Annotated in this window: 12 protein-coding genes; 6 read left to right on the forward strand and 6 right to left on the reverse strand. The window is 61.6% G+C overall.

Annotated features, from left to right (window positions below):
* Together treS and E1K68_RS15480 are read right to left on the reverse strand one after the other, a co-directional pair.
* Positions 1-1,892, reverse strand: a 1,892-nt coding sequence (gene treS / locus E1K68_RS15475) for a maltose alpha-D-glucosyltransferase (RefSeq protein ID WP_212614898.1), incomplete at its 3' end; no start/stop codon positions are given.
* A gap of 185 nt (positions 1,893-2,077) precedes the next feature.
* On the reverse strand, positions 2,078-2,866 hold the full coding sequence (locus E1K68_RS15480; protein ID WP_212614350.1) for an AraC family transcriptional regulator: 789 nt from the start codon (positions 2,864-2,866) through the stop codon (positions 2,078-2,080).
* A 186-nt stretch (positions 2,867-3,052) separates the two neighbouring features.
* Here E1K68_RS15480 and E1K68_RS15485 point away from each other — a divergent pair, with 186 nt between their 5' ends.
* The 5 genes from E1K68_RS15485 (at position 3,053) to E1K68_RS15505 (ending at position 9,557) form a co-directional block, all read left to right on the forward strand.
* Positions 3,053-4,678 carry an APC family permease gene (locus E1K68_RS15485; RefSeq protein WP_003191553.1) on the forward strand — a complete coding sequence of 542 codons (1,626 nt, stop codon included), beginning with the start codon at positions 3,053-3,055 and terminating at the stop codon, positions 4,676-4,678.
* Positions 4,679-4,689: 11 nt separating this feature from the next.
* The gene (locus E1K68_RS15490; RefSeq protein WP_120248097.1) at positions 4,690-5,616 is read left to right on the forward strand and encodes a 4-hydroxyproline epimerase; all 927 of its coding nucleotides are present in this window, start codon (positions 4,690-4,692) and stop codon (positions 5,614-5,616) included.
* Positions 5,617-5,653: 37 nt separating this feature from the next.
* Entirely contained in the window at positions 5,654-6,601 is a 948-nt protein-coding gene (locus E1K68_RS15495; RefSeq protein WP_212614351.1) for a dihydrodipicolinate synthase family protein, read from the forward strand.
* A gap of 134 nt (positions 6,602-6,735) precedes the next feature.
* On the forward strand, positions 6,736-8,307 hold the full coding sequence (locus tag E1K68_RS15500; RefSeq protein WP_212614352.1) for an aldehyde dehydrogenase (NADP(+)): 1,572 nt from the start codon (positions 6,736-6,738) through the stop codon (positions 8,305-8,307).
* Positions 8,308-8,309: 2 nt separating this feature from the next.
* Positions 8,310-9,557 carry an FAD-dependent oxidoreductase gene (locus E1K68_RS15505; RefSeq protein WP_212614353.1) on the forward strand — a complete coding sequence of 416 codons (1,248 nt, stop codon included), beginning with the start codon at positions 8,310-8,312 and terminating at the stop codon, positions 9,555-9,557.
* Between the two features lie 23 nt (positions 9,558-9,580).
* Here E1K68_RS15505 and E1K68_RS15510 read toward each other — a convergent pair whose 3' ends face one another.
* The 3 genes from E1K68_RS15510 to E1K68_RS15520 form a co-directional block, all read right to left on the reverse strand.
* Complete coding sequence (locus E1K68_RS15510) at positions 9,581-10,564, reverse strand: GlxA family transcriptional regulator (RefSeq protein WP_212614899.1); 984 nt, start codon at positions 10,562-10,564, stop codon at positions 9,581-9,583.
* An 867-nt stretch (positions 10,565-11,431) separates the two neighbouring features.
* Positions 11,432-12,040 (reverse strand): LysE family translocator, encoded by a 609-nt coding sequence (locus E1K68_RS15515; protein ID WP_169855868.1) that lies wholly within the window; start codon positions 12,038-12,040, stop codon positions 11,432-11,434.
* Between the two features lie 122 nt (positions 12,041-12,162).
* Complete coding sequence (locus E1K68_RS15520) at positions 12,163-12,612, reverse strand: helix-turn-helix domain-containing protein (RefSeq protein WP_003191562.1); 450 nt, start codon at positions 12,610-12,612, stop codon at positions 12,163-12,165.
* A 96-nt stretch (positions 12,613-12,708) separates the two neighbouring features.
* Here E1K68_RS15520 and E1K68_RS15525 point away from each other — a divergent pair, with 96 nt between their 5' ends.
* Positions 12,709-13,650 (forward strand): aromatic alcohol reductase, encoded by a 942-nt coding sequence (locus tag E1K68_RS15525; protein WP_034135740.1) that lies wholly within the window; start codon positions 12,709-12,711, stop codon positions 13,648-13,650.
* A 50-nt stretch (positions 13,651-13,700) separates the two neighbouring features.
* Here the strand turns inward: E1K68_RS15525 and E1K68_RS15530 are convergent, their stop codons facing one another.
* Positions 13,701-13,868 carry a hypothetical protein gene (locus E1K68_RS15530; protein WP_003191564.1) on the reverse strand — a complete coding sequence of 56 codons (168 nt, stop codon included), beginning with the start codon at positions 13,866-13,868 and terminating at the stop codon, positions 13,701-13,703.
* Between the last annotated feature and the right edge of the window lie 169 nt (positions 13,869-14,037).

Genomic DNA, 14,037 nt, shown 5'->3' on the forward strand with positions numbered 1-14,037 from the left:
CCGAAGTTCAACGCAGTGATTTGCGTGCCCTTACCCGCCGGCAGTTCGTGAACCATGATCAACAAGCCGGGATGCTCGACATCCGGCACCAGGATCTGCCGGCTGGCGGCGATGTCGTAGGCGCGGCGCACGGCGAGGATTTTTTGCAGTTGGGAGGCAAAGGACTCTGGATCCTGCAGTTGGCTGTTCAGGCTGCCATACAGGCTTTTGGAGCGCGGCATTTGCCCCGCCGACAGCTCGGCGTCGGGGTTCAGGTCCACCAGATCATAGGCGCCACGGTGGATCCAGCGCGTGTCGCCATCGGCCATCAGGTGCGCCACGTCTTCGGCCGCCAACGGCAGTGCGCCCACCAGGTCCCAGCCGGACAAGGCAAACACCCCAGGTTGCATGGCGTTGTACATCACCAGCAGCAAGTGGATCTGGCGAATCTGCTGGATATCCGCCGGGGTGATCGCCTCCAGGTCACGAATACCCAGAGCTGCGGTGATGATACTGGCGGTGGTGCAGGACACGCCGTTGGTCACGAACTTGAGGTTATAGGGCGCATGTTCGCCGGTCAGGCGTTCGTACATCTGCTCGCGGATATGCTCGCGCAGGATGTTGCCGGGGAAGGTCTGCCCCTGGAACATGAAGCTGTCGTGGGCGTGCAGCGTCCAGAAGTGCACCAGTTCCAGGGTCAGTTCATCGTGGTTCTGTAGCGCGTGGATCAGCGATCCTGGGTCGATACCCAGCGTGTGCATCTGGCGCAGCATCAGGCGCAGAAATTCTGTGTCGCCCATCAACAACGCGTGCTGGTAGGCAGGCCGGGTGATGAAATCATAGGACAGGTCGGCGCCGCCATGGGACATGGAGGCGATGTCGTCCACAGTCAGGTTGAGTTCCTGGAAACTGAAACCACCGGCCTTGCGAATCGCCCCGCCGAGCAACTGGTTGCCGGTGATCGACAGCGGGTGGCTTTCCGACCAGGCCGTACCGTCCAACTTGCGCTCTACACCGAGAAACCCGTTGGCGTCCAGGCGCAGGATCTTCGCGCCCATCACATCAATGGCGTGCAGCGCGTCGCCGATGATCATCTGCTGAGCCGCGAACGAGGGATCCAGCCAATTGAGCGACGGCTGGCCTTCCTTGAAGTAATGCAGGTACACCCAACGCCGTGGTTTGCCGTCTACGCCGACCACTTGCGGCGTGGCGCTCCAGTCAGTTTCCTTTACCCCCGGCTCGAAGAAGATCACCCGCTGCAACTGGCCGACGATGTAGTGCTTGTCGCGCAGCGCATCCACCTCTTGCGGGCTGAGGTTCTGTGCATCGCGGCCTTCGGCGACATCCGGCAGCAACGACCAGTCTTCCTCACGGATTTCCACCATATGGTAGAGCCCCGGATAGTCCTCATAGGCCATCTCAGCCAGGCGAAAGTCCGCGCCCTTGCCGGTATGGGACGGGATCACGTCGTCGATGATCACCGCATTGTGCGCGGCGGCCATGCGCGTCAATGCCTGTAACTGCGCCTCGGTGCCCAGTTGCGGGTCGATGTCGAAGCTGATGCGGTCGAAATTGCCGTCGATGGTCGGCGTGTGCTCGGTACCAGACAAGCCACCGGACTTCTTCAACGGGCCATTGTGAATGCCCTGGATACCGATTTTGGACAGGGTATGCCACAGGGTTTCGTCCCCCAACGCTTCCAGCACGGTGCCGCCTTCGCGGGTGATAATCGACGCGGGGTAGGCAGTGAACCACACGGACGACAAGGCTGAAGCGTCACGCGGCCGGGTCTGTGCATAGGGCTGCTGCCACAAGCGCCCTTGCCCCGAATAGAGCTTGGCCCGCTGCCGCGCTGCGTGGAGCATGGAATGTTGCACCAGCCAGTTCACATGATCGTTATTCGCCGCGGTCATAAGCTCGGTACCTGTCGTGGTGAAAAGGGTCGGTGTAAGCATATGAGGGGCGTGGGCGCCATTCGTTGCATCGCAATAGAACGCTTACCCTGTAGGAGCGCGCTTGCTCGCGAAAAACCCACAGGCGCCGCGTTGATTCAGGACGCCCGCGTTATCGTTGAGGTTTTTCGCGAGCAAGCTCGCTCCTACAGAAGACATTCACCTGCGCTGCCGCCTTGCGTGGCTTGCCGGTACTGCCTCGGGGTGAACCCGGTAGAAGACTTGAACTGCCGGGTAAACGCACTGTGGTCGGTATACCCGCATTGCAGCGCCACCTCGGTAATCGGAAACTCGGTATGCAGCAACCGCCGGGCATGTTCCAGCCGGACTTTCTGGATCATTTGCCGGGGCGTGAGGTGGAACACGCGCTTGCAGTAGCGTTCCAGTTGCGCCACGGAAATCCCGGCGATGCGGGTCAATTCACCCAGGGTGACGCGGCGGTTGAAGTGGCTGCGGATGTGTTCGTCCACCGCCGCCAGGCGCTGATAGGCCGGGTGGGTTTCGCTGGCTGATTGCAGGTCTACCGAGATCCCGGCCAGGCCGATGATCGCACCGAGCCGGTTGTACAGCGGCCACTTGTGGGTCAGGCACCAGCCGGGTTCGCGGGTGCCGTAGAGGTGCAATTCGAGTTGGTCTTCCAACACCAGGCCCTGCCTCAGCACACGACGGTCCTGTTCGGTATAGCCGGGGCCCAATTGGGCGGGAAACACTTCGGCGCTGGTCTTGCCCAGCAGCGGTTGCAGCTGCTTGAGGCCGCAGCGTTGCACCAGGGTACGGTTGGCGAGCACGTAGCGGGCGTCGATGTCCTTGATGAAAATCGCGGCATTGGGCAGTACATCAAGCATCGGCAGCAACTGCTCTACCCCACTCAATAACTGCTCGATGCTGTGGGGTCGGCTGCCCTGGAAAAGGCTCGCGAACGCGCTCTGCAACATGACTTTATCTGCCCTTTTATCGTCGACAGCCAGCAGATTGCGCCATGGGGCGAGCGCTGTCGAGCGCGGCAAATTGTGCTGAATTCGTCATCCATCGCCGCATAAAACATCAATCCTCAGCCAGGCCTGTGGGTTCAGGATAGCGCCACTGCATGCCTATCCAATAACTCACAAGAAGGCGCCGCTATGTCAGGCCAAGGCAAGTTCAAGAAACAGCTGTCACTGATGGACCTCACCTTTATCGGGTTGGGGGCCATCTTCGGTTCGGGTTGGTTGTTCGCCGCCAGCCACGTGTCTGCCATCGCAGGCCCGGCGGGAATTTTTTCCTGGTTGCTCGGTGGTTTCGCCGTGCTGCTGCTGGGCATTGTCTACTGCGAACTCGGCGCCGCCCTGCCCCGCGCCGGTGGCGTGGTGCGCTACCCGGTGTACTCCCATGGCCCGCTGCTGGGCTACCTGATGGGCTTTATCACGCTGATCGCGTTTTCCAGCCTGGTGGCGATTGAAGTGGTCGCCTCGCGCCAGTATGCGGCAGCCTGGTTTCCCCAGCTGACCAAGGCCGGCTCCAGCGACCCGACCACCCTGGGCTGGCTGGTGCAATTTGCCTTGCTGTGCCTGTTCTTTGTGCTCAATTACCGCAGCGTGAAGACCTTTGCCATCGCCAATAACCTGGTGAGCGTGTTCAAGTTCATCGTGCCGTTGCTGGTGATCGGCGTGCTGTTCACCTTCTTCAAGCCTGCGAACTTCCAGGTGCATGGCTTTGCACCGTTCGGCTTGTCGGGCATCGAGATGGCCGTGTCCGCAGGCGGGGTGATCTTTGCCTATCTGGGGCTCACGCCGATCATTTCGGTGGCCAGCGAAGTGAAAAATCCACAGCGCACCATCCCCATCGCCCTGATCCTCTCGGTCCTGCTGTCGACCGCCATTTATGTGCTGCTGCAAACCGCGTTCCTCGGCGGCGTGCCTACCGAAATGCTCGCCAATGGCTGGGCCGGCATCAGCAAGGAACTGGCCCTGCCCTATCGCGATATCGCCCTGGCGCTGGGCGTGGGCTGGCTGGCCTACCTGGTGGTGGCCGATGCGGTGATCTCCCCCAGCGGCTGCGGCAATATCTACATGAACGCCACCCCGCGCGTGGTGTATGGCTGGGCGCAGACCGGCACCTTCTTCAAGGTCTTCACGCGCATCGATGAAAAGTCCGGCATCCCGCGCCCGGCGCTGTGGCTGACCTTTGGGCTGTCGGTGTTCTGGACCTTGCCGTTCCCGTCCTGGGAAGCGCTGATCAACGTGGTGTCCGCAGCCCTAATCCTCAGTTATGCCGTGGCCCCGGTGACGGTCGCCGCCCTGCGCCGCAATGCACCCGACATGGCGCGCCCGTTTCGGGTCAAGGGCATGGCGGTGCTGGGCCCGCTGTCCTTCATCATCGCTGCGCTGATCGTGTACTGGTCGGGCTGGAGCACGGTGTCCTGGCTGCTGGGCCTGCAAATCCTGATGTTTGTGGTGTACCTGTTGTGTGCACGCTGGGTGCCGACCGCGCACCTGAACCTCAAGCAACAAGTGCGCTCTTCGGCCTGGCTGATCGGCTTCTACGCCGTGACCATCCTGCTCTCCAAACTCGGCAGCTTTGGCGGCATCGGTGTGATCAGCCACCCGTTTGACACCCTGGTGGTGGCGGCCTGCGCCCTGGGCATCTACTACTGGGGCGCCGCCACCGGCGTGCCCGCCCATTTGGTGCGCCTGGAGCAGGAAGAGGATGAAAGCGAAGCCGTCAGCGACGCGCACTACAGCGCCCCACTGTCCCCGACCACCCACTGATGGAGCGCCTTATGAAACGGCTGCACGTGATTGACTCGCACACCGGCGGTGAACCTACGCGCCTGGTCATGAGCGGTTTCCCCGCGCTGGTTGGCGACACGATCGCCGGCCAACTGGAACACCTGCGCACCCACCACGATCAATGGCGCCGCGCCTGCCTGCTGGAGCCACGGGGCAACGATGTACTGGTGGGCGCGCTGTACTGCGCGCCCGTCACGCCGGGGGCGACCTGCGGGGTGATCTTCTTCAACAACGCCGGCTACCTGGGCATGTGCGGCCACGGCACCATCGGCCTGGTTGCCTCGCTGCACCACCTGGGGCTGATCCAACCGGGCGTGCACAGCCTCGATACGCCGGTCGGCCCGGTCGCGGCCACCTTGCACGACGACGGCAGCGTGACCCTGCGCAATGTGCCCGCTTACCGCTATCGCAAACAGGTGCCGGTTGAGGTGCCTGGGCACGGCGTGGTGCTGGGCGACATCGCTTGGGGCGGCAACTGGTTCTTCCTGGTGTCGGACCACGGCCATGAGTTGCAGATGGATAACGTGGAGGCCCTGACCGACTACACCTGGGCGATGCTCAAGGCCCTCGAAGCCCAAGGCATCCGTGGCGCAGACGGTGCGCTGATCGACCATATCGAACTGTTCGCCGACGACGCCCACGCCGACAGCCGCAACTTTGTGATGTGCCCTGGCAAAGCCTATGACCGCTCCCCCTGCGGCACCGGCACCAGCGCCAAGCTCGCCTGCCTGGCCGCCGACGCAAAACTCGCCGCAGGAGAACCCTGGGTACAAGCCAGCATCACCGGCAGCCAATTCCTCGGCCGCTATGAGTGGGACGGCGAACGCGTACGCCCCTTCATCACCGGCCGCGCCTACATGACCGCCGACGGCACCCTGCTGATCGACGAACAAGACCCGTTTGCCTGGGGCATCTGAGCCCTTGATCAATTCAACTGAAACCGGAGTTAGCACCATGAGCGACAACATCTTCACCGGCTGCATGCCCGCCCTGATGACCCCTTGCACCGCCGAGCGCCAACCAGACTTCGACGCCCTCGTCGCCAAGGGCCGCGAGCTGATCGACATCGGCATGAGTGCCGTGGTGTATTGCGGTTCCATGGGCGACTGGCCGCTACTCACCGAGGCCCAGCGCCAGGAAGGCGTGGCGCGCCTGGTGGCGGCGGGTGTGCCAACCATCGTCGGCACCGGTGCGGTGAACAGCCGTGAAGCCGTATCCCACGCAGCCCATGCCGCCAAAGTCGGCGCCCATGGTTTGATGGTGATTCCCCGCGTGCTGTCCCGAGGTGCTTCGGTCACTGCGCAAAAGGCCCACTTTGCAGCGATCCTCAACGCCGCCCCCAACCTGCCGGCGGTGATCTACAACAGCCCCTACTACGGTTTCGCCACCCGCGCCGACCTGTTCTTCGAACTGCGTCGCGAACACCCGAACCTGATCGGCTTCAAGGAGTTCGGCGGCGCCGCCGACCTGCGCTACGCCGCCGAAAACATCACCTCCCAGGATGATGATGTGACCCTGATGGTCGGCGTCGATACCCAAGTGGTCCACGGCTTCGTCAACTGCAACGCCACCGGCGCCATTACCGGCATCGGCAATGCACTACCACTCGAAGTGCTGCAACTGGTAGCCCTGAGCAAAAAGGCAGCCAAGGGCGATGCCAAGGCGCGTCGCCAGGCCCGCGAATTGGAAGCTGCGCTAGCGGTGTTGTCATCGTTCGACGAGGGCTGCGACCTGGTGCTGTATTACAAGCATTTGATGGTGCTCAACGGCGACCAGGGTTACGCCCTGCACTTCAACGAAACCGACGCGCTCAGCGCGGCCCAGCGCCGCTATGCCGAGCAGCAATACGCGCTGTTCCGCCAGTGGTATGCCAACTGGTCGGCAGAACAGAACGCCGCTTGATTCTTTGTAGGAGCGAGCTTGCTCGCGAAGAACGTTAACGATAACGCGCTCACCCTGAACGAACGCGTTGTAGGCACGTTTTTCGCGAGCAAGCTCGCTCCTACAACACCTCTTTTGTTTTCCAGGATTTCACCATGACTCTGACAGGCAAGCTGCTGATCGGTCAGCAATCCATATCCGGCCATCGCGATGCGATCCGCGCGATCAATCCCGCCACCAACGCCCCACTGGAACCCGCCTACGCTGGCGGGGATGAGCAGCACGTAGAACAGGCCTGCGCACTCGCGTGGGCCGCGTTTGACGCTTACCGCGAAACCCCCTTGGCAGATCGCGCCACGTTGCTTGAAACGATCGCCACCCACATCGAAGCCTTGGGTGATGAGCTGGTCGAACGCGCCTGCGCCGAAACCGGCTTGCCTCGCGCACGCATTGAAGGTGAACGCGGCCGTACCTGCGGGCAACTGCGCGCTTTTGCGCGCACCGTGCGCCTGGGCGAATGGCTCGACGTGCGCGTCGATACCGCACAGCCCCAGCGCCTACCTCTGCCCCGCGCCGACCTGCGCCAGCGCCATATCGCTCTGGGCCCGGTGGCGGTGTTCGGTGCCAGCAACTTCCCTCTGGCGTTCTCCGTGGCGGGCGGCGATACCGCGTCGGCCCTTGCCGCCGGTTGCCCGGTGATCGTCAAGGCCCATAACGCCCACCCCGGCACCAGCGAACTGGTGGGCCGCGCCATCGCCAGAGCGGTAAAACACTGCGGCTTGCCGGAGGGTGTGTTTTCACTGCTCTATGGTGCGGGTAACGAGGTGGGTATCGCACTGGTGAGCGACCCGCGCATCAAGGCTGTGGGCTTTACCGGTTCGCGCAGTGGCGGCATTGCCCTCTGCCAAGCGGCGCAGGCACGCCCGGAGCCGATCCCGGTGTACGCGGAAATGAGCTCGATCAACCCGGTATACCTGTTTCCTGCTGCACTTGAAACTAGGTGCGAAGCCTTGGCCGAAGGGTTCATGGCGTCGCTGACCCAAGGCGCCGGCCAGTTCTGCACCAACCCTGGCCTGGTGATCGCCCTGCAAGGCGCCGCTCTGGACCATTTTATCCAGTCCGCCAGTGAGCGGCTCTCGCGTTGCCCGTCCCAGACCATGCTCACACCGGGTATTTTCAGCGCCTATGAAACCGGCGTGAAGGCCCTGGCCCAGCACGCCAACATCGCCGCCAAGGGCATGCCAGCGACCGGGCCGAACCTGGGCCAGGCCCATCTGTTCGTGACCCAGGCCGAGGCGTTCCTGAACAACGAACAGCTGCAATCCGAAGTATTCGGCGCCGCCTCGCTGGTGGTGGCATGCCGCGATGTCGAGCACATGCGCCAGGTGTCCGAACACCTGGAAGGCCAACTCACCGCCACCCTGCAGATGGATGACTCAGACCTGCCACACGCACGGGCACTGCTGCCGGTGCTGGAGCGCAAGGCTGGGCGTCTGCTGGTGAACGGCTGGCCGACTGGTGTAGAAGTGTGCGACGCCATGGTGCATGGCGGTCCCTTTCCGGCGACTTCGGACGCACGCAGCACCTCGGTGGGCACGGCGGCTATTCTGCGGTTCCTGCGCCCGGTGTGTTATCAGGATTTCCCGGACGCCTTGCTGCCCGCCGCCCTACAGCACGACAACCCGCTGCGGTTGCGGCGCCTGCTCGACGGCCAACGAGAAGCATAACCATGGCCGATCCCAATCAAGCAGACATCGTAGTGGTCGGCGCCGGCATTATCGGCGTCGCCTGCGCCTTGCAGTTGGCACGCCAGGGTCGCCAAGTCGTGGTGGTCGACGCCCAGGCACCCGGCATGGGCGCCTCCTACGGCAACGCGGGCCACCTGGCGACGGAGCAAGTCTTCCCCATCGCCGACCTGTCAATCCTCAAGCGCTTGCCCGCCATGCTCCTGGACCCCATGGGCCCACTGCGCCTGGACTGGGCCTACCTGCCCCGCGCCCTGCCCTGGTTTATCCGCCTGCTGTTGAACCTGCGGCCAGCGCGTTATCAGCGCACCGTGGCCGGCCTTCGCGCGCTGAATGAAGGCAGCCTGGGCGCGTGGCAACGCTTGCTGCAATCGATTGGACAAGCTCAATTGCTGCGTGAAGACGGTTCGCTATTGGTGTTTGAGCGCGCCGAATCCCGCGCTGCACTGGATGCAGTGCAGCAACGCATGAGGCAGCAAGGCGTCGCCGTGGAGTCCTGGAGCGGCGATGCGGTGCGCAAGGCTGCGCCGCAACTGAGCGACGCCATACAAGGCGGTTTGTTCTTCCCGGCTACCGGACACTTTCTGGACCCGTACACGGTGGTTGGCGAACTGGTGAACGCAGCCAAGGCCGAGGGGGTGCAATTTCTTCAGCAGCGGGTTCTGGATGCGCGCCTGGAGGGCAGCGGCGTTTCCCTGATGACCGACCAAGGCGTAATGACAGCGCAGCAAGTGCTGATCGCCTGCGGCGCCCATTCGGCCAAACTCACCGCCGCACTCACCGGCAAACAGGTGCCACTGGACACCGAACGCGGTTACCACCTGATGCTGCCCCACGAACAACAGCGACTGCCCTTCGCGGTCACTTCGCTGGAGCGCAAATTCATCATGACGCCCATGACCGGTGGCCTGCGCCTGGCCGGCACGGTCGAATTCGCCGGCCTCGACCGCCCGGCCAATATGCAACGCGCCTGGCAGCTGCACCGGTTGAGCAAAGGGCTGTTCCGACACGACTTGAGCCACAGCGAAGCCACACCCTGGATGGGGTTTCGCCCTTCCCTGCCCGACTCGCTGCCAATCATTGACCGGGTGTGCGAGGGCAAGGTACTGCTTGCGTTCGGTCACCAGCATCTGGGGCTGACACAAGCAGCGGTGACGGCCGAGAGGGTTGGGCAGCTTGCGGCGGGTGAGCGTGTGCCAGAATTACAGCCTTATCGGCTGGATCGTTTCTGAAAACACCGAAAACCAAATGTGGGCTACTTGACCAACCGCTTCTCCTTGGAGGGGCGATAGCCGAAATAAGCGCTGTAGCATTTGCTGAAATGGCTCGGCGAGACAAACCCGCACGCCACCAGCACATCCACCTGGGATAACTCGGTGTGCTGCAACAGGCGTCGCGCTTCAGTGACGCGCAGTTCCATGTAGTAGCGTTGCGGCGTGGTGCCCAGCTGTTCTTTGAACAGGCGTTCCAACTGGCGGCGGGAACGGCCGGCGTAGACGGCGAGTTGATCGAGTTCCAGAGGCTCTTCGAGGTTGGCGTCCATCAACTTCACCACCTCGCGCAACGGCGCGCTGACACACATGTTTTCGGTGGGTTTGATGCGGCGGTAGCGCGACTCTTCGAACGCCAGGATATCTTCGATGCCTTCAACCAAGGCTTTGCCATGCAGGCTCTTGATCCAGTCCAAGGCCATATGGAAAGCCCCCGAGGGGCTGGACGCAGTGAGGCGGTCGCGGTCGATGACGTAGGGTTCGCTGGTGACCTGCGCCGCCTTGGACACTTCGGCCAGTGCCGGCCGATGCTCGGGATGGATGGCACAGCGATAACCCTGCAGCAGCCCCGCACGCCCGAGGAACCACGAGCCGTTCCACAAACCGGCGAGGCGCACGCCCGCTTCACCCGCACTGCGCAGCCATTGGACAAATGGCTCGCTGGCCTTGAGTTCGGTGCGAAAACCACCGCAGATCACCAACAGGTCCAAGTCCTGCAAGCTCGCCAGCATCAGGTTCGCATCCGGGCGAATGATCAGGCCCAAGTCGCTGATGACTTCGCCCTCGCCCCACCCGAAAGTGCGCGTAGCGAACAGATCAGGGCGCAACAGGTTGGCGGTCACCAGCGTGTCGAGGGTCTGGGTGAAGGCCGGCAAGGAGAAGTGTTCGAGCAGCAAAAAACCGACACGGGTGACCGAGGTTGATTGCTGGGGGTTATCACTGAGGTAGCGCAGGTTCTTGCCTTGCATGCCACCGCTGAACTGGCGTCTTTCCATCGAGGGTCGGCCCACGCTTATTGTTGTGCAGTGGGGGCTATCTTAGGGGCAAATGCAGTGCCTGTCTCAGGTGACGCTCAAGGCGGGCAGCGGCCATTGCACTGATCTTGATAAAAACTGTTCGCTTCAAAAGCCACGGCCCAGGCGCTGCGCGGTGATCTGATACGGTTTTTTCTTTTCGATCTGCGCCTGTATTGAAAACCGCTTGAGGCGGACAATAGCCCCATCCCGACACTCCTGTCGTCCCCTTCCCCTCGGAGGCCTTATGACCAAGATGGCGATTTTCCTGTTTGGCTTTTTGGTGTTGACCATTGGTATCGGTATGTTGGCGACCATCTCACCGGTCTAAGCCCGCGCTACTTCCCCTGTGGCGAGGGAGCTTGCTCCCATGACGGCCTCATACCCGACGCTTATCTACCTGACGCCCCACGATCCAACTGTGGGAGCTGGCTTGCTCGCGAAGGCGGCCTGGCAGGCGACACTGTTATACCGAGTACATATCCATTCCAGCGGTAACGGCTACTTGGGGTTCCGCTCTGACAGCGGGTCACTTTGGAAAAGCCGGAATGCCGGCCCAGCCCAAAGTAACCAAAGGGCTCTTGCCCCACCCCTCGGCACCTCGCTTGGGCTCGGTGTGCCCGTAATCCGCCAGTGATTTGGGGGGCCGCCGCCACGCGCCATCCATGGCGCGGGGCGGCTAAACCGGCATCCCTGCCGGTTTACCCCCCAAATCCCTGTCGAATTCCGGCCAGCGGGGTTTAACGGGGCGCCTGAGATCAAGATCACAAGCAGAGCAAGATCAAGAGCGACTCGCTTCGCATCGTGGTTACCTATGCCACCTCAGCCCACAAACAGCATCGGATACAGCGACAGCACCAACAGCCCGGCCATGGACCAGTTGAACATCCGCAACCAGCGCGGCTCACGCAGCAAGTTGCGCAAGCCGCTGCCACACCCCACCCACACGCACACACTCGGCAGGTTGACCACTGCAAATACCAGGGCGATCACCAGTACATTAGTCACATAACCCTCGGCCGGCGTGTAGGTAGTGATCGCCCCCAGCGCCATAATCCACGCTTTGGGGTTGACCCACTGGAAGGCCGCCGCACCGAGGAAGGTCATCGGCTTGCCATGTTCATCCGGGTTATCAGACATGCCGCCCGCATTGGCAATCTTCCACGCCAGGTATAACAAATACGCGGCGCCGACATACCGCAACAGCGTGTAGGCCCACGGGAACACCTTGAACACCTCGCCCAAGCCCAGCCCCACACAAATCACCAACAGCATAAAGCCAATGCTGATCCCCAGCGCATGGGGCATCGAACGGCGAAAGCCGAAATTCACGCCTGAGGCCAGCAACATGGTGTTGTTGGGCCCTGGGGTGATCGAAGAAACAAAAGCGAACAGCACGAAGGCTGATAACAGGCTGGTAGACATGATCATGGCGCGGCATCCAAGCGGTGGTGATGTGCCTGCGACAGTAGTGGGTTATGGCGCGCTGCGCCCCGTACAGCTAGGGGTGGATCGAGGCATACACTTGCACAGCCTTCATCGAGAAGTTGCGCTTACCGAGGCGCATCGGGAATCGGTGTGGGAACCTGCCACGCCGGTTTTTTGCCCTCCTGACTGTCGAAAATACGCCGAGCCTTGCGAAAGTCCTCCACGTTTTCCACCACCCAGGTCCAGATAGGCGACATGCGAATCAAAAGCTCTCGGCCCAGGGGCGTCAGCTCGTACTCGACGCGGGGCGGAATCTCACCGAACTCGCGCCGAACCAACAAACCATCGCGCTCCATGGCGCGTAGAGTTTTGGTCAACATGCGCTGAGTCACACCTGTCATCTGCCGTTTTATCTCGGCATGACGCATCGCACCGTACACACCCAAGGCATGCAAAATGCCCAGTGACCAGCGGCTACCGGCGTGAGCCAGGACTTCACGCCTGACGCCATCGTCTTCTTCCCTGAGCGACTGGCAGATAACTTCTGCCTGGCTGAGCGTTTCATGATCGGTCATTTCTACCCCTGGTATCACCCGTGTGCCTTCTTATGAGCGCTGCCGAATCGTGCCAGCATGAACTCATCTTATCGCCAACAGGTCTGCGGAGAAATCATGCCTGAAATGACCCCACTTCCCTCTCAATCGATCCTTGTTCTAGGCGCCGGCGAGCTCGGCCTGCCGGTTTTGCGCAATCTGGCGCGTGAGGCCAAACGCGCGCCCGGCTCCACCCTCAGCGTGTTGCTAAGGGAGTCGACCATCAACACGCAAGTGCCCGAAAAAAAGGTAGAGATCGATGAGCTGCGCGGCCTGGGCATTCAGATGGTCGCCGCAGACCTGGTGAACGACTCAATCGATCAACTTGCCAAGGTCTTCGCACGCTTCGATACCGTGATCGGCTGCGCGGGCATGGTCGCGGGCCGCGAAACCCCGATGAAGCTGGCGACCGCCGCGCTCAAGTCCGGCGTGAAGCGCTACTTCCCGTGGCAGTTCGGCGTGGATTTCGAAGTGATTGGCCGGGGCAGCCCCCAGGATCTGTTCGATGCTCAGCTCGATGTGCGCGAGTTGCTGCGCGCCCAGGACAACACTGAATGGGTCATCATCTCGACAGGCATGTTCACCAGCTTCCTGTTCGAGCCGGTGTTCGAGGTCGTCGACTTCGACAACAACACAGTCAACGCCCTGGGCAGTCTGGAGAATAGCGTGACGCTCACCACGCCAGACGACATCGGCACGCTGACAGCGCAAATCGTGTTCTTCGAACCGCGCCTGCGCAATCAGATTGTCTACCTGGCCGGCGACACCGTGACGTATGGGCAGGTTGCGAGCATGCTGGAGCGTGTTCTGGATCGTTCGTTCAAGCGCAACGTGTGGACGGTTGACTACCTCATGCAGGCACTGGAGCAAGACCCCACACACCACATCAAGAAGTACCGTGCCGTATTCGCACAAGGCAAAGGTGTGGCCTGGCCTAAGGCGGCCACCTTCAACGAGCAACAGTCGATTCCGGTCACCACTGCCGAGCAGTGGGCTCGGGAAAACCTTGCAGACCTTTGAAAGCCGGATTCTGAGGCCAGCCGTAAAGGCTGGCACAGGTGAAGGGACGGTTAGCGGCTTTGAGCTTCACGCTGCTGGCCAGAGGCATGTTGTTTTTTTACATTCTTGCGCGACCTGAGCTCGTATTGATGGTGAATAAACCAGGCGATCAACAACAACCCAGTGACGCCAAAAACCAAGACCAACAGCTCTAGCGCAGTACCTTCATGTGAAAACATTTTTCGTTCCTCGTCCTGAAGCCGTATGACCGAAAAAACAGCCACACCGAAATTGTTTGTAATAATTCAAACATTTTCAGGGTAGTCGGCAAATCCTCAGGTGACAACCCCGATCGGGCTATAACCCTTGATCTAGACGTGTCACTCGTCGAAAAACGGGTAAATCACA

It is taken from the genome of Pseudomonas sp. B2021 (genome assembly GCF_018135665.1).
In the GTDB taxonomy this organism is placed as follows: domain Bacteria; phylum Pseudomonadota; class Gammaproteobacteria; order Pseudomonadales; family Pseudomonadaceae; genus Aquipseudomonas; species Aquipseudomonas lactis.